Annotated in this window: 28 protein-coding genes; 18 read left to right on the plus strand and 10 right to left on the minus strand. The window is 40.5% G+C overall.

Annotation, left to right across the window (positions count from 1 at the left end; all coding sequences use genetic code 11):
- Window positions 1-17: 17 nt before the first annotated feature.
- From QRN39_RS15495 to QRN39_RS15515, 5 genes are all read left to right on the plus strand, one after another.
- Window positions 18-665: a YneB family resolvase-like protein gene (locus QRN39_RS15495; protein ID WP_003211322.1), complete on the plus strand. Its 648-nt coding sequence runs from the start codon at window positions 18-20 to the stop codon at window positions 663-665.
- 69 nt (window positions 666-734) lie between these two features.
- On the plus strand, window positions 735-965 hold the full coding sequence (locus tag QRN39_RS15500) for a DUF896 domain-containing protein (protein WP_003211509.1): 231 nt from the start codon (window positions 735-737) through the stop codon (window positions 963-965).
- Between the two features lie 187 nt (window positions 966-1,152).
- Window positions 1,153-3,156 (plus strand): transketolase, encoded by a 2,004-nt coding sequence (gene tkt, locus QRN39_RS15505; protein WP_050944901.1) that lies wholly within the window; start codon window positions 1,153-1,155, stop codon window positions 3,154-3,156.
- Between the two features lie 198 nt (window positions 3,157-3,354).
- On the plus strand, window positions 3,355-3,801 hold the full coding sequence (gene sirA / locus QRN39_RS15510) for a sporulation inhibitor of replication protein SirA (RefSeq protein ID WP_050944900.1): 447 nt from the start codon (window positions 3,355-3,357) through the stop codon (window positions 3,799-3,801).
- A gap of 84 nt (window positions 3,802-3,885) precedes the next feature.
- A complete protein-coding gene (locus tag QRN39_RS15515) occupies window positions 3,886-4,104 on the plus strand; it encodes a YneF family protein (RefSeq protein ID WP_003212379.1) in 219 nt (72 codons plus the stop codon).
- Between the two features lie 263 nt (window positions 4,105-4,367).
- Here QRN39_RS15515 and QRN39_RS15520 read toward each other — a convergent pair whose 3' ends face one another.
- Window positions 4,368-4,541, minus strand: coding sequence for an aspartyl-phosphate phosphatase Spo0E family protein (locus QRN39_RS15520; RefSeq protein WP_371475009.1), 174 nt, complete (start codon window positions 4,539-4,541; stop codon window positions 4,368-4,370).
- 208 nt (window positions 4,542-4,749) lie between these two features.
- Here QRN39_RS15520 and QRN39_RS15525 point away from each other — a divergent pair, with 208 nt between their 5' ends.
- Entirely contained in the window at window positions 4,750-5,457 is a 708-nt protein-coding gene (locus QRN39_RS15525) for a cytochrome c biogenesis CcdA family protein (RefSeq protein WP_113387035.1), read from the plus strand.
- Between the two features lie 94 nt (window positions 5,458-5,551).
- Window positions 5,552-6,034: a CcdC family protein gene (locus tag QRN39_RS15530; RefSeq protein ID WP_050944898.1), complete on the plus strand. Its 483-nt coding sequence runs from the start codon at window positions 5,552-5,554 to the stop codon at window positions 6,032-6,034.
- A gap of 171 nt (window positions 6,035-6,205) precedes the next feature.
- Here the strand turns inward: QRN39_RS15530 and QRN39_RS15535 are convergent, their stop codons facing one another.
- From QRN39_RS15535 to sspO, 4 genes are all read right to left on the minus strand, one after another.
- Complete coding sequence (locus QRN39_RS15535; protein ID WP_044141405.1) at window positions 6,206-6,634, minus strand: DUF2621 domain-containing protein; 429 nt, start codon at window positions 6,632-6,634, stop codon at window positions 6,206-6,208.
- A 260-nt stretch (window positions 6,635-6,894) separates the two neighbouring features.
- The gene (locus tag QRN39_RS15540) at window positions 6,895-7,296 is read right to left on the minus strand and encodes an Hsp20/alpha crystallin family protein (RefSeq protein ID WP_106028895.1); all 402 of its coding nucleotides are present in this window, start codon (window positions 7,294-7,296) and stop codon (window positions 6,895-6,897) included.
- 102 nt (window positions 7,297-7,398) lie between these two features.
- The gene (locus QRN39_RS15545) at window positions 7,399-7,545 is read right to left on the minus strand and encodes a small acid-soluble spore protein P (RefSeq protein ID WP_113387036.1); all 147 of its coding nucleotides are present in this window, start codon (window positions 7,543-7,545) and stop codon (window positions 7,399-7,401) included.
- A 16-nt stretch (window positions 7,546-7,561) separates the two neighbouring features.
- Window positions 7,562-7,708 carry a small acid-soluble spore protein O gene (gene sspO, locus QRN39_RS15550; RefSeq protein WP_003210995.1) on the minus strand — a complete coding sequence of 49 codons (147 nt, stop codon included), beginning with the start codon at window positions 7,706-7,708 and terminating at the stop codon, window positions 7,562-7,564.
- A 220-nt stretch (window positions 7,709-7,928) separates the two neighbouring features.
- Here sspO and acnA point away from each other — a divergent pair, with 220 nt between their 5' ends.
- From acnA to QRN39_RS15585, 7 genes are all read left to right on the plus strand, one after another.
- The gene (acnA, locus tag QRN39_RS15555; protein WP_003212077.1) at window positions 7,929-10,658 is read left to right on the plus strand and encodes an aconitate hydratase AcnA; all 2,730 of its coding nucleotides are present in this window, start codon (window positions 7,929-7,931) and stop codon (window positions 10,656-10,658) included.
- Between the two features lie 72 nt (window positions 10,659-10,730).
- The gene (locus tag QRN39_RS15560; RefSeq protein ID WP_268458561.1) at window positions 10,731-11,234 is read left to right on the plus strand and encodes a TlpA family protein disulfide reductase; all 504 of its coding nucleotides are present in this window, start codon (window positions 10,731-10,733) and stop codon (window positions 11,232-11,234) included.
- A 71-nt stretch (window positions 11,235-11,305) separates the two neighbouring features.
- The gene (locus QRN39_RS15565) at window positions 11,306-11,431 is read left to right on the plus strand and encodes an FbpB family small basic protein (protein WP_003211002.1); all 126 of its coding nucleotides are present in this window, start codon (window positions 11,306-11,308) and stop codon (window positions 11,429-11,431) included.
- A gap of 51 nt (window positions 11,432-11,482) precedes the next feature.
- Window positions 11,483-11,626, plus strand: coding sequence for an acid-soluble spore protein N (locus QRN39_RS15570; RefSeq protein WP_008357830.1), 144 nt, complete (start codon window positions 11,483-11,485; stop codon window positions 11,624-11,626).
- Window positions 11,627-11,639: 13 nt separating this feature from the next.
- Window positions 11,640-11,882, plus strand: coding sequence for a small acid-soluble spore protein Tlp (gene tlp, locus QRN39_RS15575; protein ID WP_003211760.1), 243 nt, complete (start codon window positions 11,640-11,642; stop codon window positions 11,880-11,882).
- A gap of 103 nt (window positions 11,883-11,985) precedes the next feature.
- Window positions 11,986-12,408 (plus strand): acyl-CoA thioesterase, encoded by a 423-nt coding sequence (locus QRN39_RS15580; RefSeq protein WP_003211985.1) that lies wholly within the window; start codon window positions 11,986-11,988, stop codon window positions 12,406-12,408.
- Between the two features lie 3 nt (window positions 12,409-12,411).
- Window positions 12,412-12,723, plus strand: coding sequence for a hypothetical protein (locus QRN39_RS15585; RefSeq protein WP_050944893.1), 312 nt, complete (start codon window positions 12,412-12,414; stop codon window positions 12,721-12,723).
- Window positions 12,724-12,762: 39 nt separating this feature from the next.
- Here the strand turns inward: QRN39_RS15585 and QRN39_RS15590 are convergent, their stop codons facing one another.
- Window positions 12,763-13,050 carry a HesB/YadR/YfhF family protein gene (locus QRN39_RS15590; protein ID WP_003210876.1) on the minus strand — a complete coding sequence of 96 codons (288 nt, stop codon included), beginning with the start codon at window positions 13,048-13,050 and terminating at the stop codon, window positions 12,763-12,765.
- 99 nt (window positions 13,051-13,149) lie between these two features.
- Window positions 13,150-13,731, minus strand: a complete 582-nt coding sequence (plsY, locus tag QRN39_RS15595; RefSeq protein ID WP_003212462.1) for a glycerol-3-phosphate 1-O-acyltransferase PlsY — start codon at window positions 13,729-13,731, stop codon at window positions 13,150-13,152.
- A gap of 154 nt (window positions 13,732-13,885) precedes the next feature.
- On the opposite strand from plsY, the gene QRN39_RS15600 reads away from it, so the two are divergent.
- The 3 genes from QRN39_RS15600 (at window position 13,886) to parC (ending at window position 19,124) form a co-directional block, all read left to right on the plus strand.
- A complete protein-coding gene (locus tag QRN39_RS15600) occupies window positions 13,886-14,299 on the plus strand; it encodes a CoA-binding protein (protein WP_050944892.1) in 414 nt (137 codons plus the stop codon).
- A 416-nt stretch (window positions 14,300-14,715) separates the two neighbouring features.
- Complete coding sequence (gene parE / locus QRN39_RS15605) at window positions 14,716-16,683, plus strand: DNA topoisomerase IV subunit B (RefSeq protein WP_095117801.1); 1,968 nt, start codon at window positions 14,716-14,718, stop codon at window positions 16,681-16,683.
- A gap of 2 nt (window positions 16,684-16,685) precedes the next feature.
- On the plus strand, window positions 16,686-19,124 hold the full coding sequence (gene parC, locus QRN39_RS15610; RefSeq protein WP_284907599.1) for a DNA topoisomerase IV subunit A: 2,439 nt from the start codon (window positions 16,686-16,688) through the stop codon (window positions 19,122-19,124).
- Between the two features lie 53 nt (window positions 19,125-19,177).
- Here the strand turns inward: parC and QRN39_RS15615 are convergent, their stop codons facing one another.
- The 3 genes from QRN39_RS15615 to QRN39_RS15625 form a co-directional block, all read right to left on the minus strand.
- Entirely contained in the window at window positions 19,178-19,303 is a 126-nt protein-coding gene (locus tag QRN39_RS15615; RefSeq protein WP_003210976.1) for a hypothetical protein, read from the minus strand.
- Between the two features lie 43 nt (window positions 19,304-19,346).
- Window positions 19,347-19,682: a hypothetical protein gene (locus tag QRN39_RS15620; protein ID WP_003210975.1), complete on the minus strand. Its 336-nt coding sequence runs from the start codon at window positions 19,680-19,682 to the stop codon at window positions 19,347-19,349.
- Window positions 19,683-19,875: 193 nt separating this feature from the next.
- Window positions 19,876-21,054, minus strand: coding sequence for an MFS transporter (locus tag QRN39_RS15625; protein ID WP_284907600.1), 1,179 nt, complete (start codon window positions 21,052-21,054; stop codon window positions 19,876-19,878).
- A 184-nt stretch (window positions 21,055-21,238) separates the two neighbouring features.
- Here QRN39_RS15625 and QRN39_RS15630 point away from each other — a divergent pair, with 184 nt between their 5' ends.
- Complete coding sequence (locus QRN39_RS15630) at window positions 21,239-21,364, plus strand: maltose acetyltransferase domain-containing protein (RefSeq protein ID WP_284907601.1); 126 nt, start codon at window positions 21,239-21,241, stop codon at window positions 21,362-21,364.
- The last annotated feature ends 203 nt before the right edge of the window (window positions 21,365-21,567 follow it).

Here is a 21,567-nt window from a genome sequence, read left to right on the forward strand (position 1 = left end):
AAAGGTCGATTGAAGACATGAATGCAATCATCTATGCGAGAGTAAGCACTGTCAAAGAAGAGCAGGAAACCTCACTGAAGAGACAAGAAGAAGAATTGCTAGCTTTAGCTGCTATGCACAAGATGAATGTGGTTAAAGTCATTAAAGAAAAAGCAAGCGGGTATGATCTAGATCGCGATGGTGTGTTTGATATGCTAGCTACACTAAAAGAAGAGTCAATTGATGCTGTTCTTATCCAGGATGAAACACGTCTCGGAAGAGGGCAAGCAAAAATTGCGCTTCTTCATTGTCTTTTTAAAGAGAATGTGAAGGTGTACAGTACGTTTCATAGAGGCGAACTTGAGCTTTCAGAAGCAGATGAAATGGTGATTGAGATCGTAGGAGTCGTTGAAGAGTATCAACGAAAAATTCATAACCTGAAAATCAAGCGGGGAATGAGAAGAGCCGTTGAACGAGGGTATCAGCCCGAACTGAATTTAAAACAGCAGGATCATGCGCCTGGTCGTGAGCGTATTGAAGTGCCGATTTCAGAAATTGTTCGATTAAGAAAAAATAACATGACCTTCGCAGAAATCGCAGCAACTCTTCAGGCACTAGGTTTCGACATTTCAAAAGCAACGGTCCATAGAAGGTATCAAGAATATGAAAAAGGTCTGACCACCTAAAGCTTGATTTGTTGTCAAAATGATTGATATTTAGTAGTATGTAGAGAAAATGCTTTAAAGGAGTTAGTCATGATTTCTAAAAATCAGCTTGCAAGAATCAATGAGCTTTCAAAAAAGTCAAAAGAGACCGGTTTGTCAGACGCTGAAAAAACAGAACAAAAGCAATTAAGAGAAGAGTATTTAAAAGCTTTTCGTTCTTCTATGAAAAATACACTTAAAACCGTGAAAATCGTTGACCCTGAAGGAAACGATGTCACACCAGAAAAATTAAAAAGAGAAAGAGATCAAAACCTTCATTAAGTTTTCGGTTTCTTGAATTTTGAAAAGATGGGAAGGATATTCTCATCTTTTTTCATATTTGCATAACTTTTTAGGTGATCGATAAACTAAATGTGACAAAATCACTCTTTTTCAGCGTGAAATAGTTGTGAAAAAAGGACAGTAGATTTATGATAATGGTGTACACAAGATACGGAAGGGGATTTATATGGAAACGATTGAATTGAAATCTATTGCAACAATACGTACTCTCTCCATAGACGCAATTGAAAAAGCGAATTCCGGCCACCCTGGAATGCCGATGGGTGCTGCGCCAATGGCATACGCTTTATGGACGAATCACTTAAACGTAAGTCCGCAAAACCCAAATTGGTTTAACAGAGACCGTTTTGTATTATCTGCGGGACATGGTTCTATGCTTCTATATAGCATGCTTCATTTAAGCGGATACAACCTGAGCATCGATGATCTAAAACAATTCCGCCAATGGGGTAGCAAAACACCTGGACATCCTGAATTTGGACATACAGATGGCGTCGATGCTACAACAGGTCCTTTAGGACAGGGGATTGCCATGGCAGTTGGTATGGCACTTGCAGAAAGACATCTTGCGGAAACGTATAACAAAGACAACTTTAATGTTGTAGATCACTATACATACAGCATTTGCGGAGATGGAGACTTAATGGAGGGAATTTCCTCTGAAGCTGCTTCCCTTGCTGGTCATTTAGGCTTAGGCCGTTTAATTGTCCTTTATGATTCAAATGATATTTCTTTAGATGGCGACCTAGATCGTTCATTCTCTGAAAATGTGAAGAACCGTTTTGAAGCGATGAACTGGGAAGTTCTTTATGTGAAAGACGGCAACAACATTGAAGAAGTGACGGCTGCTATCGAAAAGGCAAAACAAAGCACAGACAGACCTACACTGATTGAAGTGAAAACAACAATCGGTTTCGGATCGCCAAACCGTGCAGGAACTTCTGGTGTGCATGGTGCACCACTTGGCAGCGACGAAGCTAAGCTGACGAAGGAAGCTTACTCTTGGACGTTTGAAGAAGATTTCCATGTACCTTCTGAAGTGTACGATCATTTCAAAGAAGCTGTAAAAGACGCTGGTCAGAAAAAAGAAGCAGCTTGGAATGAATTATTTGCGCAATATGAAAAAGAATACCCTGAGCTTGCAGCTCAATTGCAGCTTGCGATTGAAGGAAAGCTTCCTGAAAATTGGGATCAAGAGGTTCCTGTTTATGAAGCAGGTTCAAGTCTTGCCTCACGCGCTTCTTCAGGCGAAGTATTAAATGGCATTGCGAAGCAAGTACCTTTCTTCATTGGCGGGTCTGCTGACCTTGCAGGTTCAAACAAAACAACGATTAAAAACACAGACGATTTTGGTAAAGATCATTATGCTGGTAAGAACATTTGGTTCGGCGTCAGAGAATTTGCAATGGGTGCCGCGTTAAACGGTATGGCGCTTCACGGCGGCCTTCGTGTATTCGGCGGAACGTTCTTTGTTTTCTCAGATTACTTAAGACCAGCGATTCGTCTTGCTGCCTTAATGGGACTTCCAGTCACTTATGTCTTTACTCATGACAGTATCGCTGTTGGTGAAGATGGTCCGACGCATGAGCCGGTTGAACAGCTTGCTTCATTACGTGCGATGCCGAACCTTTCTGTCATTCGCCCTGCGGATGGAAACGAAACAGCTGCAGCGTGGAAACTTGCTGTGTCTTCAACGGATAAACCGACAGCACTAGTTCTGACTCGTCAAAACCTTCCAACGATTGACCAAGCACCTGAGAAGGCGTATGAGGGAGTAGAAAAGGGTGGATACGTCGTCGTTGAAGCTGCTGATGCGCAGCCAGAAGCACTTCTACTCGCATCTGGATCTGAAGTCGGTTTAGCGATTGAAGCGCAAAAAGCACTTGAAAAAGAAGGAATCCGCGCGTCTGTTGTCAGTCTTCCTGCATGGGATCGTTTCGATCAGCAGTCAGACGAATACAAAGAATCAGTCCTTCCTACAGCAGTGCGGGCTCGTATTGCGATTGAAATGGGGGCTTCACTTGGCTGGGAGCGTTACACTGGTCTTGATGGTGACGTAATTGCCATTGATAAATTTGGCGCTTCTGCACCTGGTGAAACCATTATTGAGAAATACGGCTTCACGGTCAGCAATGTCGTCAGCCGTGTGAAAGCGAAGCTGAACAAATAACGAAGTCTCCAAGCATCATGCTTTTTTTCATCTGTTTGCAGAGCATTTTCATCCGCTCTGCAAACTTTTTTCTTTTTTCTTGTTTTTTTGACAAAACTAGTTTCTTCTTGCTTCATATATAGACAATTCTTTCTTTCACATTTTTGTATAATACAAGCAATATACGAGATTGACGAAATGTGAAAGGAAGGGATAGACATGGAACGCCATTATTATATTTATTGGATTGAGGATGAATTTGCGCATCATTATTTTGGCAGAGAATCAATTTTGTTTCATTTGTTTGAGTCGTTACACTGGACGAACCGCACGGAAGATGAATTGGTGATGCTTGTGAAACAAGTGGATTACGTGACGAAACGAATCCCTGCTTTTCATATGCATCAGCGATTAATGAACAACTTAACGAACGTTCACTATACACAAATTGGCTCGATATACAGCGCTTCCTTACCTAATGGAAAAGGAACGGCTGCATTTATCATAAAAGATCGTTATATCCAAATGTCTGCCACCGGTAGTTATGAAGCAGAAGCAGTGTTTTTTGAAGTGCTGAGAAAAATTAGTCCTTGCTTCCTTGCGATGGACTTCGGTTCAAAGAAGCACGGGTGGCTCAATCCGGTAAAAGTGAGGAATTTTGTTTAAAAAAATAAAATTGAACGTGAAATGTTGTATAATAGCCTTTTGTTTAGTACACTTTATACGAGACAACATGAAGGAGGAAGAATTATGGATTTATGGGTTGTCATCCTTGTAGGCGTTGTTGCACTGCTTGCAGGAGTTGCACTCGGATTCTTTATTGCTCGTAAGTATATGATGAGCTACTTGAAAAAGAATCCACCAATTAATGAACAAATGCTTCGAATGATGATGATGCAAATGGGCATGAAACCGTCCCAGAAGAAAATCAATCAAATGATGAAAGCCATGAACAACCAAGCGAAATAATACGTACGATATTATGATCATAGATGGAACATGGTTATAAAGAATGGACAAGCGTTGTCCTTTCTTTATTGAATTCACCTTCATCAGACGCTTTAAAACCACTGTACTTGCCTAAATGAAGCAGGGAAGGTGGTTTTTATTTTGGCGTCAGCTTCCTGTAAAAAAACAAAAACCCCTGTTATCAGAGGTTTTTGTTTCGTTTATGGTCACACATATCAACTGTTCTAAAAATCGTGCAGCATGATAAATATCATGAGATATGATTAATTGGCTGAGTTTGAGTGTAAGTGTCGTTGATATTGTAAGAGGAGATGATCTAGCTGCTGGCTATGTTCGATGGTCACTGTTGATGTCATCCCATTGTGCATCACAACTTTCATCAGCTCTTCTCTTTTTTCTTCGATTTGAGTTAATAATGATGTTTTTACCAAAGTCATGTTCCTTTCATGCAAATCTTGATAAAAAGAATCGATTCTATTATATCCATTTTCAGGTTTATTTTCAAATTTAAAGGATTCGTTATCTCGATGTCAAATTAAATTATATAAGGTTTTAAGAGAATAGACCATCTTTATTGAGAGGATGTAAAAAAAATGAAATGATTTTGTCATCTCTTATTGTATATTGTAAGAAGGGGGTGTTCTTTTGACAGATTTGAATTACTTTTTAGCTTTCGGAGCAGGATTCCTTTCTTTTATCTCACCGTGCTGTCTGCCGCTTTATCCAGCGTTTTTATCTTATATTACGGGCGTTAGTATGGATGAAGTGAAATCTGAGAAGGTGATGCTGAGAAGAAGAAGTCTGCTTCATACCTTATTCTTTTTAATTGGTTTCTCTATTATCTTTATTGCGATAGGCTTTGGGACATCGTTTGTTGGGAAGTTTTTTGATGATTACCATCAAGCGATTCGCCAGGTTGGAGCTATCCTCATTATTTTCTTTGGTTTTATGACGCTTGGTGTATTTCAGCCTTCTTTCCTCATGGGCGAAAAGAGAATGCAGTTCAAAAACCGACCTGCTGGTTTTTTTGGATCGATTCTCATTGGAATGGGCTTTGCCGCTGGTTGGACACCTTGTACAGGACCTATTTTATCTGCTGTTATCGCACTGGCGAGTAACAATCCTGAGTCGGCTGTGCCTTATATGATTGCGTATGTATTTGGATTTGGCGTTCCCTTTTTTGTTCTCTCCTTTTTCATTACGAAAATGGCGTGGATCAGAAAGCGTCAGCAACTCATCATGAAAATTGGCGGGATCATTATGATTGTGGTAGGGATATTGCTGTTCTTTGATCTCCTCACATGGATTATCATCATGTTCTCATCCTTGTTTGGCGGATTTACAGGCTTTTGAAATCGTTTTCTACAGTCGCGGCGAATGGTTTTTTTTCGTCAATTGGAGTATATTATACATAGGCTGACCTTAAAGAATAAAGGAATGATTTGATATGATGGTCTTAATCTCTTCTATAATTGCAATATGTATGGCGGTAGCCGTCATGTTTATTCGCATTAAGTCATCTGCAAAACCGGCAACCGCGAAAAAAATTATATTACCTCCTATTTTCATGAGCACTGGAGCTTTGATGTTTTTTGTTCCTATGTTTCGAGTAACTGGAGCTGAATTTCTTGAAGCGATCACAGTGGGGATGTTTTTCTCCATCTTTTTAATCAAAACATCGAAGTTTGAAATTAGAGGGAACGAGATTTACTTAAAGCGGTCAAAAGCATTTGTATTTATTCTCATTGGACTTCTTGTTCTTCGTATCGGGATGAAGACGATCCTGAGTTCTTCTATTGATTATGGCTCTCTAAGCGGAATGTTTTGGATACTTGCCTTTGGTATGATTGTACCTTGGCGCGTTGCCATGTATTTGTCGTTTAGAAAGCTGTCTAAGCAATTAGATCCGCAGCAGGTTCAAATGAATTAAACCCAGATTGTTGACAAAAGGCTAAAATGATCTTTATTTTAGCCCTTTGTCTTCTTTCTTTTCAGCGTGATAGAAAACCTTTGAAGTCTAGGATGGGTGAGCACCAGCGCACAGACTGACAAAGAATGCGAGGGTTTGTCTACACGCTGAACCTCCTTTTTATAAAGGAGGTTATTTTAATAACGCCTCATATGGCGTATGATCGATGTTTTTTTCTTGAAGGCGCTTCAATAAAAACTTATGATCACGCTTTGGTGTAGCGATAATATAGCCGCGAATGATTAAGTCTAAATTAATGCTGGCAGCTTGTTCTTTTAAAGCCAGCTCGCCAATTTTTCCTGCAATTTTTTCTTTGGCGACATCTCTAAACAGCTCTGGAACAGGTAATACAAGCTCATTTAAAAGCTGTTTGTCTTCTTCCCGCCATAGGTGGAGGCTCTTTTGAATATATTCATCCTGCCAATCAAGCTCTGATTTCCCATCTTCCTTCGGCAATCGTTTTAAAAATTTGCGAAACATAAAAAAGCCACCGATTGCGAGTAATCCGATCATCACCGTACCCCAAAATAAAATGAACCACAAAAACCAGCCGCTTAACATGTTCTCACTCCTTATACCCCTCGTCTCTCTATCTTATTTTACATGAAGCGATGATAGAAGAAAATAACAAAAATGTATGTCTCTCATCTCTATGAACGCCTTTTTTCATTCATAACTGCCCATTTACTAGAAAGACCCAAACCATCTAGTAGAAAAAGAATACCTTATCATATAGCGACTCTACTATTTGGCCATGGTGGTTCGCAAAAGGTATTGACTTGACACGAACGGAAGAGAGCCCACCAAATGAAGGTGGGCTCTTAATGTTTGAAGTGCGGGATTTGAAAGGAAAATGCCTCGCGTGGATGGTCGGAACTTTTTTTAATTCTTATCGAAATGATTCGGTTTTCGTATTCTGTTTCAATCTCTTTGTCGTTCAAATAAAAAGGGAGCATGACACTTTTTTCAATTGGCTGTTCGCCTTCAACATTTGGCTTTTGTACCGTGCAACAGAGAGTCAGCTCATGTCCAGCGAAGGTCAGCTTTACATCGGTGATCGATAGGGTGGAGACATCAATCTCAATAATATAATCACGGCTTGTTTCATAAAGGTCAATTGGGAGGTGTTCATCATACCAGGCAAATGGATCATCCATTAAAACATTGAGCCAATCATCTATTTCTAGAAAATCAGAGGAATTCGATTGCTTTTCATTCTCCATAAACACTCCTCCATCACATCTCATAATAAATGATATGTTGAGAACTGAAATGTGTGAAAGACCTAAAACATCCCGTTTTGCCACGGGATGAGAGGAGAATGTTTACATATCGTGATGAGAATTGTGCTTTTGTCTTGTATGGTTGCGGTTTTTTACTTTTTTACTGCCTGATAATGGCTCAGGCTGTCCGCCCCGATGCTCCTTAGGCGAGTTTTGACGGATGTCTTTTCCTGTGTTTTTATTCGTCATGATGCTTGCTCCTTTCCTATTGGTTTTTTTTACGTTTTTTATTGTTTTGTCTTTGTTCTTCTGTTAAAACGAGTTGGTCATTTTCAATATAGCCTGCACCATTACCTTGGCTTTTGGCTGCATTCATGCCGTCAATCACATGATTTGCTTTACGTTTTGTCATGTTCTATCACCTCATTTGTAGTATGAGCCCGCCCCGCTTCGTTTATGAAGAGTAATCATTTCCTGATGATAAGTTAAACTTATTGAATTTAATAAAAGCATTGTTATTTACTTATGTATGAATTTGTTTTAAGATGAAATTGTGAGAAAATTGTGGTGAAATACGACGATTTTTCTGAGAATTGAAATTGATCTTGATCATCAAAAGGGGGATTTTGGATATGTCGAAACAGCAGCAAGTCGCTAAACAAGACGCTTTTCAATCTAGAAAAACGTTTTCGACAAATGGGAAAACGTATCACTATTATTCGTTAGAAGCACTAGAGAAACAAGGAATCGGAAATGTTTCTAAGCTGCCTTATTCCATTAAGGTACTTTTAGAATCAGTGCTTCGCCAAGTAGACGGTAGAGTGATCAAAAAGGAACACGTTGAAAACTTGGCAAAATGGGGAACTGCCGAGGTCAAAGAAATTGATGTTCCATTTAAACCTTCTCGTGTTATTTTACAAGACTTCACGGGTGTACCAGCTGTCGTTGACCTTGCTTCATTAAGAAAAGCAATGGCAGATGTAGGTGGGGATCCGGATAAAATCAACCCTGAAATTCCAGTTGACCTTGTTATTGATCACTCAGTACAAGTTGATAAAGCTGGAACTGAAGATGCATTAAACATTAACATGGATTTAGAATTCGAACGTAACGCAGAGCGTTATAACTTCCTTAGCTGGGCAAAGAAAGCGTTTAATAACTATCAAGCTGTTCCGCCTGCAACAGGGATTGTTCACCAAGTAAACTTAGAGTACCTTGCAAGTGTTGTTCATGCGATTGAAGAAGATGGCGAGATCATCACTTACCCAGATACATTGGTTGGTACTGACTCTCATACAACCATGATCAACGGGATCGGCGTACTTGGATGGGGCGTTGGCGGTATTGAAGCGGAAGCTGGTATGCTCGGTCAGCCTTCATACTTCCCAGTACCAGAAGTCATTGGTGCTAAATTAGTTGGAGAACTTCCAAACGGAACGACTGCAACTGACCTTGCATTAAAAGTGACACAAGTTCTGCGTGAAAAAGGCGTAGTGAACAAGTTCGTTGAGTTCTTCGGACCAGGTGTTGCACAGCTGCCGCTAGCAGATCGTGCAACGATTGCGAATATGGCGCCTGAATACGGGGCTACTTGCGGATTCTTCCCAGTAGATGAGGAAGCTCTTGCTTACCTTCGCCTTACTGGACGTGATGAAGAGCAAATTAATATCGTTGAAGAATATTCTCGCGCAAATGGCTTATTCTATACGCCAGATGTAGAGGACCCAATTTTTACGGATGTTGTGGAAATTGATCTTTCTAAAATTGAATCAAACTTATCTGGTCCAAAGCGTCCACAAGATTTGATTCCACTTTCAGAAATGAAAGAGACGTTCCATCAGCACATCGAAAGCCCAGCCGGTAACCAAGGGTTTGGATTAGAAAAATCAGAGCTGGATAAACAAATTGAATTTGATCTAGCAAATGGTGAAAAAGCTGTGATGAAGACAGGTGCGATTGCGATTGCAGCGATTACGAGCTGTACGAATACATCAAACCCTTACGTCTTAATCGGAGCAGGTCTTGTTGCGAAGAAAGCAAGTGAGCTTGGCATGAAGGTGCCAAACTACGTGAAAACGTCACTAGCGCCAGGTTCTAAGGTTGTGACAGGATACCTCGTGAACTCAGGACTTCTTCCATACTTAAGAGACCTTGGATTTAACATCGTTGGGTATGGCTGTACAACATGTATCGGTAACTCAGGACCGCTTGCGCAAGAAATTGAGGATGCTGTCTCTGAAAATGATCTGCTGATCACTTCTGTTTTATCAGGTAACCGTAACTTTGAAGGACGTATCCATCCGCTTGTGAAAGGAAACTACCTTGCATCTCCACCATTAGTTGTGGCGTATGCACTTGCTGGTACGGTCAATATCGATTTAACAAAAGACCCTATCGGTGTGGATAAAAACGGTGAGAACGTTTATTTCAATGACATTTGGCCATCAATGGACGAAATCAACAGTGTCGTGAAAAGCACAGTCACACCTGAACTCTTCCGTTCAGAGTATGAAACTGTATTTGACAGCAATGACCGCTGGAATGAAATTAAAACGACAGATGATGCTTTGTATAAATGGGATGAAAATTCCACATACATTGACAACCCGCCATTCTTTGAAAACCTATCAGTGGAACCTGGTAAAGTTGAACCGCTTAAAGGCTTGCGCGTCGTTGCGAAGTTCGGTGACTCTGTGACAACTGACCATATTTCTCCTGCTGGAGCGATTGGTAAAGACACACCTGCGGGCAAATACTTGCAAGAAAGAGGCGTATCGCCTAGAGACTTTAACTCATATGGATCTCGCCGTGGTAACCACCATGTCATGATGAGAGGTACTTTTGCAAACATCCGTATTAAGAACCAAATCGCACCAGGAACAGAAGGCGGATATACAACGTACTGGCCAACTGGTGAAGTGACATCCATCTATGATGCATGCATGCGTTATAAAGAAGATGGCACAGGTCTTGCGATTTTAGCAGGTAAAGACTACGGAATGGGTTCTTCCCGTGACTGGGCTGCAAAAGGAACAAACCTTCTTGGAATTAAATTCGTTCTTGCTGAAAGCTTTGAGCGTATCCACAGAAGTAACCTTGTCTTCATGGGTGTACTTCCGTTACAGTTTAAAGACGGAGAAAGTGCAGAAACTTATGGACTAACAGGAACAGAAACATTTGAAGTTGAAGTTGATGAAACAGTTCGTCCACGTGATCTTGTCACTGTGAAAGCAATTGATACAGATGGCAATGAGAAAACATTTGAAGTGGTTGTTCGCTTTGACAGTGAAGTCGAAATTGACTACTATCGTCATGGTGGTATCCTTCAAATGGTACTTCGTGAAAAATTGGCAAGCAACTAATACTCATACAGCAAAGAAGAGAAGGCGCCTAGACAGCTTTCTCTTCTTTTTTAAAATAGTGGAGGATCAATCATGTGGAAAAAAGGAATAGCAAGCGCTGTTTTACTTGTATTGATTGGTTTACTTGTGTGGAATTTACTTGAACCAAAAGAGCCCGCAATCGGTCTTGAAAAAGGGGATCAAGCCCCTGATTTTGAACTTAAAACCCTTGATGGTCAAACGGCCTCGTTATCTGATTACAAAGGGAAAAAGGTGCTCGTCAATTTTTGGGCGACATGGTGTAAGCCATGCAGGACAGAAATGCCGGATCTAGACGCGGTTAGAAGCGAATATGATCAGGTCGAAGTACTTGCAGTGAATTTAACGACCACTGAAAAAAGTGAAGATCATGTTGCAGCATTTGCAGATGAATTAAAGCTGAGCTTTCCTATTTTATTGGATCAAAAAGGCATTCAAGCACGATATCAGGTGCTTTCATACCCCACGACATACATATTAGATGAAAAAGGACGCATCATGTCTGTGAAGCATCAAATGCTGACAAAAAAAGAAATTGAGCAAGAGCTGGATCTATAATGATTCAGCTTTTTTGCTTATTTTCTAAATGTTTTGGCGAAAATGAAATACAAACACTGGAGGTGAGTACAATGAGAAGAAGAAAACGCCGTACATTTGAAGAGCTTGTACTTGAAAATAAAAAAGAATTATTAAGCAATGAGGAATTTTTAAACCAGCTTGAAGAAAAGTTGGAAGAGCGATTTAGACAGAAATAAGTTATGAATTATCCTTTTTCGTTCATCCTAAAGAGGAGGGAGGGATGAATGATGGGTAGAGAGCATGATAAACAAGCGCAGTTTACACCAGACCATTTAGGGACAAAACCTGTAGCATACAAACGCAATAAAGGTAAAAAGATGCATAATAAATCAAATGAACAGCCTGATGTGATCCAGACGAAGGGCGAATAAGGAGGGAATCAAGATGAATGGAAAGTCATATCAATCCAATCCAGATGATCGTTCTGATAATGTTGAAAAGCTGCAAGATATGATTGAAAACACCCTTGACAATATCGATGAATCTGAAGCAGCGATGGCCCTTTCGACAGATCAAGAAAAACAGATGATCAAGCAAAAAAATGAAAACCGAAAAATGAGCATAGATGCGATGCGTTCTGAAATCAAGGACGAAGAAGCAGCAAGAAAAAATGGCTATACTGAATAAACCAGGGATCCCTGGTTTATTTTATTGCCTCCTTTTAGAAGAACCATTTCGATTGTGGTAAAATGGCAGAGATCTTAGGTTTTGATAGGAGAGCGATGAAAACGTGTATGTATCTAAAAAAGAAATAGAAGTCCGTTATGCAGAAACAGATCAAATGGGCATTGTGTATCATGCCAATTATTTAATCTGGATGGAAGTCGGCAGAACAGCACTGATTAAAGAATTAGGATTTTCCTATGCGCAGCTAGAAGCAGACGGCGCTCTTGCACCCGTTATAGATTTGCAGGTGAAATATAAAAAACCACTCCTGTACGGTGAAACAGCGACCGTTCATACTTGGATTGAAGAATACAATGGACTCAAAACGGTGTATGGCTACGAAATTCAAAAGCCTGATGGACAAACAGCGATTACAGGGACAACCTCGCATATTTGTGTAGACAAAGACACCTTTAGACCTATTCAATTTAGAAAAGCATTTCCTGCCTGGCACAAAGTATATGAACAGTCGAAGAAGCAGGTTTAACTTATGGCGTTTGGTCTTAAAAGAAGCGATCTAAATGCGTGGAAATCAGCTGTTCAGCAGGGAAAAATGGCCTTTTTAACTCATTATTGGCTTGATGACCGTTTCCCGCATGCTAATACCGTCACTAAAGCAGCCTGTCAGGATATGAAGCAGTTAATTGAATGGGGAGAAAAGCATGGACTTAAAAAAGAATGGATTCATGACCGCGCAGGGTTTCCTCACTTTGACTTGATCGGTGAACCACAAAAAAGAATCCTGCAAAAGGAGCGGTCTTTAGGAAACATTCAGGAGTATGGGCTATATATTGAAGGATAAAACAAAAAAGATACCCGAGGGATGAGGTATCTTTTTTGTTTATTCATAATGGAATTCTGGTTCTTTTACAGACTCGTTATAATCAATATGCAGATCATGGTTGTCAAAATACCAAATATCACTTTCTTCTACAAAGAAAGTAATACCTTCTATTTCAGCGGTTGCGCCGGCATTTTGAGGTTCATCTTTTGCGACGCCGAGAGAAAAGCCTTTTTGTACATTACTGCACCCGCCATATCTCACAAAAAAGCGAACTTGATCACCTTTTTCTAAATCTAATTCATCCTTGTACCAATTAAGTGCATCTTCTTTTATCGTTAATTTCAATGTGATCGCCCCTTTTTGAAGTCATGCTGTTTTTTAAAATGCAGGATGCAAAAAACAGCTTTTCTTTACTTTTACCACAGAATGAAACTTATGAAACGGCTAGAGCCATTTGATTTTCGGTTCAGTTTTGTTGAGGATTCGTTTGAGGTTGGCGATGTGTCTGTAGATCACAAAACCAGCAAGAACGGCAACAACAATGATTAAGAATACGTCTTTGGTGAATATGCTGTAAATGAATGTATAGATGCCGGTCAGCATAGATGATAATGAAACATATTTACTAATGTATAAAAATAAGAAAAAAGCAGCGATCATCGTGATAAATAAGAATGGGGCATAAAATAATAACACGCCGCCAGATGTAGCGACTGCTTTTCCCCCTTTAAATTTTGCAAAGATAGGAAAGCTGTGACCAATAACAGCAGCAACCCCTACTAATAAGGGATGAATGTCCAGTTGCATGAAAAACGGTAAAGCAGAAGCGAGAGTCCCCTTTAAAATATCAGCAGAAATAACGATAGACCCTGCTTTTACGCCAAGCGTACGAAATGCATTCGTCGCACCTAGGTTGCCGCTGCCATGTTCACGGATATCAATACCCTTTGCAGCTTTCCCGACAATGAGACCGGATGGAATACTGCCGAGAAGATAAGCCAAAATAAACATCAAAGCAATTAACATCTGCATAACTCCTTTATATTCTCCCTCTTGTCTTACATTTTAACATGATCTTATGAAAAACATGGGGATCTTTTTTTGAAAAAATCAAAAGCAGATGGATTCAGCTTTGTTTTTAAGCAGAAGTTCGCTAAAATAGAGGAAAAGGGGTGTTTGGATGAATCATCCTTCGAAACAAGAAATTGGCCGCATATTAAAAAGCAGTAAACGAATTGCTGTTGTTGGTTTATCAGATCAACCGCACCGAACGTCATATATGGTGTCTAAAGCGATGCAGGATGCCGGTTATGAGATCATTCCGGTGAATCCAACAATCGATGAAGCACTTGGTGTGAAAGCAGTCGCTTCACTAAAAGATATCAAAGAGCCTGTTGATATCGTGAATGTTTTTAGACGTTCAGAGTTTTTGCCCGAGGTAGCAGAAGAATTTCTTGAAATAGACGCACCTGTTTTTTGGGCGCAGCAAGGCATCTATCACGAAGAAGCGAAAAGGCTGATTGAGGAAAATGGCAAGGTCGCCATCATGGATGTATGTATCAAGGTGGCTCATGCAATGACAAAAACTCATTAAATCGTCAAAAATCCTTGGTTTTCAAGGATTTTTGCTTTTTTGTTACAGAAATATATTTGCGATTCTAGAAGAAAGCGATAAAATAAGGCGACAGGGACATATCGGTGATCTTGCATAACAAACAAAAGAGCGATAAGATAAAAAATAGAACATTTGTTCCGTTTTGTAAAAATCATCATATGATTGCATTTGGCTTATCAAACAGTCTTGTTTATAATGGACTTCTAGTTCTCATTGCAGAATGTAGAACATTCTCATAGCCGTGCAAAGGAGCATGTTTTGTTGAACCATACATGCATGGTGATGATGCAGCTTATTAAAGTGGACAGTAATGAGCAGCATGATCATCATTAAAATCTAGAGAGATCATTTGATGGTTTGCCGGTTATGTTTGTTAGTGAAAGGGGATTAAGCATTTGGTTAAAAAGCAGCAAGTAGATTATAACGATGATTCTATTCAGGTGCTAGAGGGGCTTGAAGCGGTCCGTAAACGTCCAGGAATGTATATTGGGTCAACGGATTCACGCGGTCTTCATCACCTTGTCTATGAGATTGTAGACAACTCTGTCGATGAAGTACTCGCTGGCCATGGAGATCATATCGTTGTCAAAATACATAAAGATAATAGCATTTCCGTCCAGGATAAAGGACGCGGGATGCCTACTGGTATGCATAAGCTTGGAAAACCGACACCTGAGATCATTTTAACGGTCCTTCATGCAGGCGGAAAATTTGGTCAAGGCGGATATAAAACAAGTGGTGGGCTTCACGGAGTTGGGGCATCTGTTGTAAACGCGCTGTCAGAGTGGCTTACTGTCACAATTGAACGTGATGGCTTTATTTATCATCAGCGCTTTGAAAACGGTGGAAAGCCTGCCACATCACTTGAGAAAGTCGGAAAAACGAAAAAAACCGGAACACTGATTCATTTTAAACCAGATCGATCGATGTTCAGCGTTACAACCTATAATTTCGATACATTATCAGAACGTTTAAGAGAATCTGCCTTTTTATTGAAAGGATTAAAAATAGAGCTGATTGATGAACGACATGATGTACAAGAAACCTTTTATTATGAGACGGGCATTGAAGCCTTCGTTGCTTATTTAAATGAAGAAAAAGATGTTCTGAGTGAAGTGGTCTCATTTGAAGGAGAGCATCAATCAATCGAAGTAGACTTTGCATTTCAATTCAATGACGGCTACTCGGAAAATATTCTTTCTTTCGTCAATAACGTGAGAACAAAAGATGGCGGTACGCATGAGTCTGGTGCCAAAACGGCGATGACGAGAGCCTTTAATGAATATGCGCGCAAAGTAGCCCTTTTAAAAGAAAAAGACAAAAATTTAGAGGGCACTGATATTCGCGAAGGGCTGTCAGCTATTATTTCTGTTAGAATTCCTGAAGAACTGCTTCAATTTGAAGGCCAGACAAAAGGAAAGCTTGGGACAAGTGAGGCTCGCTCAGCTGTTGATGCTGTTATTTCTGAAAAGCTGGCTTATTTCCTTGAAGAAAACCGTGAAACAGCGACTCTTCTTGTGAGAAAAGCGATTAAAGCGCAGCAGGCAAGAGAAGCTGCTAGAAGAGCACGTGAAGAAGCAAGGAGCGGCAAGAAACGGAAAAAGTCCGAAGCAACACTGAGCGGTAAATTAACACCTGCTCAATCTAGAAACCCAGCAAGAAACGAATTGTACCTTGTAGAGGGCGACTCAGCGGGCGGGTCAGCAAAACAAGGACGTGACCGTAAATTCCAAGCGGTGCTGCCGCTTCGTGGAAAGGTCATTAACACAGAAAAAGCGAAACTTGCTGATATTTTCAAAAATGAAGAAATCAACACCATTATTCATGCGATCGGTGGAGGCGTCGGTGTCGATTTTAATGTAGAAGACATCAATTATGACAAAATCGTGATCATGACAGATGCTGATACGGATGGAGCGCATATTCAAGTGCTTCTGCTCACGTTCTTCTACCGCTATATGAAGCCGCTGATTGAGCATGGCAAAGTGTTTATTGCACTACCACCTTTATATAAAGTCAGCAAAGGCTCAGGAAAAAAAGAAGTTATTGAGTACGCATGGTCTGATGAAGAAATGGACGACGTACTGAAGAAAGTTGGAAAAGGGTACACGATTCAGCGCTATAAAGGTTTAGGTGAAATGAACGCCGACCAGCTATGGGAAACGACAATGAATCCAGAATCGAGAACACTTGTCAGGGTTAAAATCGACGATGCTGCACGTGTGGAACGCCGCGTCACGACATTGATGGGTGACAAAGTAGAACCACGTCGTAAATGGATTGAAAAGAATGTCGCCTTTGGACTTGATGAGGAAAGCAACATTCTTGAAAATGAAAACTTGTCGCTAGCTGAGGAGGTTTAAACATGGCACAACAAGAACGATTTCATGATTTACCATTAGAAGAAGTAATCGGAGACCGGTTTGGTCGCTATAGTAAATATATTATCCAAGACCGCGCGCTTCCAGATGCGCGAGATGGACTAAAGCCTGTACAACGAAGAATCTTATATGCGATGTACGCAGAAGGAAACACGCAAGATAAAAACTTCCGTAAAGCCGCGAAAACAGTCGGTAACGTGATTGGTAACTATCATCCGCACGGTGACTCATCTGTTTATGAAGCGATGGTGAGAATGAGTCAGGATTGGAAAGTACGGAATGTGCTCATTGAGATGCATGGAAATAACGGGAGTATCGATGGTGATCCGCCTGCTGCCATGCGTTATACGGAAGCAAGGCTATCTGCGATTGCTTCAGAGCTATTAAAGGACTTAGACAAGGAAACGGTCGAGTTTGTCGCAAACTTTGATGATACAAGCAAGGAGCCTGTTGTTTTACCAGCAATGTTTCCAAACCTTCTCGTGAATGGATCAACAGGGATTTCTGCTGGTTATGCCACTGATATCCCGCCGCATCATCTAGGAGAAGTGATTGATGGTGTCATTAAACGAATCGAACAGCCGCATTGTACGGTTGAGGACTTAATGACGGTCATCAAAGGTCCAGATTTCCCAACAGGCGGTATCATTCAAGGGATAGACGGCATTAAGAAGGCCTATGAAACAGGCAAAGGAAAGATCATGATTCGCGGAAAAGCGGAGATTGAAACTATCCGCGGCGGGCGCCAGCAAATTGTGATCACAGAGATTCCTTATGAAGTGAATAAAGCCAACCTTGTCAAAAAGATGGACGAGTTCCGAATTGAAAGAAAAGTGGAAGGAATTTCAGAGGTTCGAGACGAGACTGACCGGACTGGACTTCGAATCGTAGTAGAGCTGAAAAAAGAAGCAGATGCAAATGGTGTTTTGAATTTCTTATATAAAAACTCAGATCTGCAAATCCCGTATAACTTTAATATGGTGGCGATACATAATCGTAGACCAACCTTAATGACGCTGACAACTATACTTGATGCATATATTGCTCATCAAAAAGAAGTGGTGACGAATCGCTCAGCATATGAGCTTCGAAAAGCGAAGGAACGCCACCATATTGTAGACGGATTAATTAAGGCGCTATCCATCTTAGATGAAGTCATTGCCACAATCCGCTCTTCTAATGATAAGCGAGATGCGAAAAACAACTTGATGGATAAATATGACTTTACAGAAGCACAATCAGAAGCAATTGTTTCCCTCCAGTTATATCGTTTAACGAATACGGATATTACGCAATTAAGAGACGAAGCAAGTGAGCTTGATGTGCGTATAGCAGAACTTGAAGACATTTTAGGTAACGAGAAAAAGCTGCTAAAGGTCATTACAAACAGTTTGAAAAAGCTCAAAAAGACATATGCTGATGAGAGACGATCTGTCATTGAGGAAAAAATCGAAGAAATTAAGATTAACCTAGAAGTGATGATTGCCTCAGAGGATGTTTACGTCACGGTGACGAAGGATGGGTACATCAAACGGACAAGCCAGCGCTCCTATGCTGCATCTAACGGTAAGGACTTTGGCATGAAGGATACAGACCGCCTGATTCATCAGTTTGAAATGAACACAACAGATGTCCTTCTATTGTTTACGAATAAAGGGAGCTACATTTATTGTCCTGTGCATCAGCTGCCAGACATACGATGGAAAGACATGGGGCAGCATATTACGAATATCATTTCTATTGATCGTGATGAATCCATCCAAAAAGCCATTCCAATTAAAGAATTTGATGAAACATCGTATCTGCTGTTTTTTACAAAGGGCGGAATGGTGAAAAAAACAGAACTTCTTCAATATAAAGCGCAGCGCTATTCAAAACCACTTGTCGCCTTGAACCTAAAAGGGGACGATGAACTCGTGGATGTCCATGTGACAACAGGACAGCAGGAATTGTTTATTGCGACGAAAAATGGCTACGGATTGTGGTTTGATGAAGAAGAAGTAAGTGTTGTTGGTCCGAGAGCGGCTGGTGTTAAAGGCATCAACTTGAAGGACGGGGACGAAGTAGTCTCTGGCCAGATCATTGATCCGAAAAACGATGTTCTTGTGTTGACGACACAAAGAGGGGCTGTGAAGCGAATGAACCTCTCTGAATTTGATAAAACATCTAGAGCCAAACGCGGAGTTCTGATGCTAAGAGAATTAAAGAAAAACCCGCATCGTATTGTGGCTGTCATTGCTGCATCACTGCACGACACACTTGAAATGGATACAGAGAAGGGTGCAACGATTCCGCTTGATATCTCTACTCTCAGAGCGAATGACCGTTATAGCAATGGATCATTTATTGTAGATGAGGAAGAGCAGGGAGAAGTAACGCATGTCCTTGTCACACCTCAACCTGCACCAGATGACAATAAATAAGCAAACGAAAACCCCCTGCGATAAACAGGGGGTTTCTTTTATATACGGGTCATTTAGCTCTCGTGGCTGCCAAACATGTTTGTAATGGCGTGCACTACTTCAATTCCTTGGTAGACGAAAAGAGAAAGTGAAGTGACAGAGAATAGACCTAGAATGAATACTCTTAAGAAAAATAACATCGTGTAAAACCTCCCAATTTTTGTTTTGATTTAGATGGTTGGGTTAAACACGAGATAGTCGGAAATAAGAAGATTGATAGAACACTGCAAGTAAATGCTTCTTTTTCCGGTCATATTGATCAGTATGAGTGATGCGTGCAAATCCAGCTGTCATACTGCCAATCATCAGCAGTACTGTAAATGCGGCAAATACTGCGCTCACATGTTTTTGTTTCTTTTCATCGCCCATGGTCTGAGCGATTTTCATCTCATGTGATTCTTGATCGGCAACCACCTTTGCATGATGGTATACCTGAACGGAATGAGGCATTGAGAACAAATGAAAACTTGCGAGTGCTATGAATAAGACAGCTAATTTTAGCAGCATATTTTTTTTCATTTATCTCACCCCTTCCTGTTTATTTTCATGATCTTACCACGTTTTCTGTTATTTGAAAAGTCTTATTTTTTTACTTTCCCTCTTTAAAAAAGCGATAAACATCAGGACATTTATAGGACTGTTTCACTTCATGAAAGGTTTCAATTTTATTTTTTAATTTAAAAAAAGTGCCATGATCGAGGATCAGACACTTTTAGTGAACTTGTGATGTACGCGGTTTTGCGACAGCTTTTGTAAAGATTCCTGCAATACATATGGCGAATAACACAAAAATAAAGGCATGAAGCAATCCTACTTGATTGGCAAGCAGCCCTAATATAGGCGGTCCAGAAAGAGAGGCGGTGTAACCTGATAAGGTCACAATGCTGACGCGTTTCACGGCGTACCGGCTATCATCACCAGCTGCAGAAATGGTTAGCGGGAAGCCTAAAGAAGCGCCAAGTCCCCATAAAAAGATCGATATCATACATACCACAAGTGAAATCTTTAAAATGACCAAGAATAGTCCAGCAGCAGCTGATACAATCGCAACTCTTAGCAATAACACCCTGCCGAAACGGTCGATCAAACGTCCGCTGATTAATCTGCCGCTAATCATCCCGCATAAAAATAATGCATAGATGACGGTACTCATGGAATGTGAAACCTGGTATCCATCCACCATTGCAAGTGGAATCCAATCATTAGCAGACCCTTCGACAAACGCAAGACATAAGGCGATCATCGCAAGAGAGACCGTACGTTTATTCAGCCATGGCGTTTGAGTATCATCTATTGTATCTGACTGCGACTGCTTCTCATGCTGATCCATTCCAGTCCCATGCGGAATATACCGGGTACAAATTAGGATGCTGAGAAAGAAGAGAAGGGCAATGACAAGTAAATGAATCAACACAGAGACCCCTAGATGAATAAAAAGAATGCCAGCACCTGCTCCAATTAAAGTGCCAATGCTAAAGGAAGCGTGCAATATAGGCAAAATGGTTTTCTTAATCCTGTATTCAATTTCTGTCCCTTCTAGGTTCATCGCCACATTGCACATCCCTGAGCCTGCTCCAAAAAGAAATAGCCCGGCCGTGACGACAAAGATAGAAGAGAGGGTCGAACCAATAGCAAGAGTGGTGAATCCAAGAAACATCAAAAAAGCACTAATCACAATCGCCAATCGTCCGCCTTTTTTTCGAACAAATACATTTGAAAGAACAAGCCCAACAATTGAACCAACGGATAATCCGAGTAAAATGAGTCCCATCGTTCCTGTATTGGCTTGTAATAAATCTCTCACTTCTGGTGTCCGTGAAAACCATGTGGAAATGGAAATACCAGACATCGTGAAAATGATGATGATTGCTTTATACCACTTTAATTCCATGTAATCCCTCACATTTAAAGATGTATCTGTTACTGAACAAATCTACTCGATTATAAATGAGACGGGTCGATTCGTAAATAACTTATGGCAGGAACATGGCCAATTCTATTCAAAAGAAATCATGCCTTCACAAATTCTTCTGAAGAGAAGGTAAAATAAAGAAAAAGGGGAGGAGAGGATCAATATGAAAAGTGAGAAGGAAAAAATGGTCCAAGGAAAACATTATGTATCTAGTGACCAAACCTTGATCGCAGATCGTGAAAGAGCGAGACAATTGACCTTTGCATACCAGCAAACCAATCAGCCATAAAAAAGAACAGCCATTTTATTAAAGGAATTATTAGGCGCTTGCGGAAATGATGTCGTTTTGAACCAATAGAACGTGCAAAAGGCATTAAATTTGGCAAGTTGGCGGAAATCCTGCGAAAATCATGAAATATCTAGATGAATCAAAATCTGGCGAATAAGCGAAGGATTTTGATTTTTCCTTTTTTGTCTCAATAAGATAAGTAT

The sequence above is a fragment of the Bacillus sp. lyk4-R2A-2 genome, from assembly GCF_030209735.1.
In the GTDB taxonomy this organism is placed as follows: domain Bacteria; phylum Bacillota; class Bacilli; order Bacillales; family Bacillaceae; genus Bacillus; species Bacillus pumilus.

Bases quoted from the DNA above. Each gene is read 5' to 3' on its own strand.
- QRN39_RS15495 (WP_003211322.1), top strand. From the start codon at position 18: ATGAATGCAATCATCTATGCGAGAGTAAGCACTGTCAAAGAAGAGCAG.
- QRN39_RS15500 (WP_003211509.1), top strand. From the start codon at position 735: ATGATTTCTAAAAATCAGCTTGCAAGAATCAATGAGCTTTCAAAAAAG.
- tkt (WP_050944901.1), top strand. From the start codon at position 1,153: ATGGAAACGATTGAATTGAAATCTATTGCAACAATACGTACTCTCTCC.
- sirA (WP_050944900.1), top strand. From the start codon at position 3,355: ATGGAACGCCATTATTATATTTATTGGATTGAGGATGAATTTGCGCAT.
- QRN39_RS15515 (WP_003212379.1), top strand. From the start codon at position 3,886: ATGGATTTATGGGTTGTCATCCTTGTAGGCGTTGTTGCACTGCTTGCA.
- QRN39_RS15520 (WP_371475009.1), bottom strand. From the start codon at position 4,541: ATGACTTTGGTAAAAACATCATTATTAACTCAAATCGAAGAAAAAAGA.
- QRN39_RS15530 (WP_050944898.1), top strand. From the start codon at position 5,552: ATGATGGTCTTAATCTCTTCTATAATTGCAATATGTATGGCGGTAGCC.
- QRN39_RS15535 (WP_044141405.1), bottom strand. From the start codon at position 6,634: ATGTTAAGCGGCTGGTTTTTGTGGTTCATTTTATTTTGGGGTACGGTG.
- QRN39_RS15540 (WP_106028895.1), bottom strand. From the start codon at position 7,296: ATGGAGAATGAAAAGCAATCGAATTCCTCTGATTTTCTAGAAATAGAT.
- QRN39_RS15545 (WP_113387036.1), bottom strand. From the start codon at position 7,545: ATGACGAATAAAAACACAGGAAAAGACATCCGTCAAAACTCGCCTAAG.
- sspO (WP_003210995.1), bottom strand. From the start codon at position 7,708: ATGACAAAACGTAAAGCAAATCATGTGATTGACGGCATGAATGCAGCC.
- acnA (WP_003212077.1), top strand. From the start codon at position 7,929: ATGTCGAAACAGCAGCAAGTCGCTAAACAAGACGCTTTTCAATCTAGA.
- QRN39_RS15560 (WP_268458561.1), top strand. From the start codon at position 10,731: ATGTGGAAAAAAGGAATAGCAAGCGCTGTTTTACTTGTATTGATTGGT.
- QRN39_RS15565 (WP_003211002.1), top strand. From the start codon at position 11,306: ATGAGAAGAAGAAAACGCCGTACATTTGAAGAGCTTGTACTTGAAAAT.
- QRN39_RS15570 (WP_008357830.1), top strand. From the start codon at position 11,483: ATGGGTAGAGAGCATGATAAACAAGCGCAGTTTACACCAGACCATTTA.
- tlp (WP_003211760.1), top strand. From the start codon at position 11,640: ATGAATGGAAAGTCATATCAATCCAATCCAGATGATCGTTCTGATAAT.
- QRN39_RS15585 (WP_050944893.1), top strand. From the start codon at position 12,412: ATGGCGTTTGGTCTTAAAAGAAGCGATCTAAATGCGTGGAAATCAGCT.
- plsY (WP_003212462.1), bottom strand. From the start codon at position 13,731: ATGTTAATTGCTTTGATGTTTATTTTGGCTTATCTTCTCGGCAGTATT.
- QRN39_RS15600 (WP_050944892.1), top strand. From the start codon at position 13,886: ATGAATCATCCTTCGAAACAAGAAATTGGCCGCATATTAAAAAGCAGT.
- parC (WP_284907599.1), top strand. From the start codon at position 16,686: ATGGCACAACAAGAACGATTTCATGATTTACCATTAGAAGAAGTAATC.
- QRN39_RS15615 (WP_003210976.1), bottom strand. From the start codon at position 19,303: ATGTTATTTTTCTTAAGAGTATTCATTCTAGGTCTATTCTCTGTCACT.
- QRN39_RS15620 (WP_003210975.1), bottom strand. From the start codon at position 19,682: ATGAAAAAAAATATGCTGCTAAAATTAGCTGTCTTATTCATAGCACTC.
- QRN39_RS15625 (WP_284907600.1), bottom strand. From the start codon at position 21,054: ATGGAATTAAAGTGGTATAAAGCAATCATCATCATTTTCACGATGTCT.
- QRN39_RS15630 (WP_284907601.1), top strand. From the start codon at position 21,239: ATGAAAAGTGAGAAGGAAAAAATGGTCCAAGGAAAACATTATGTATCT.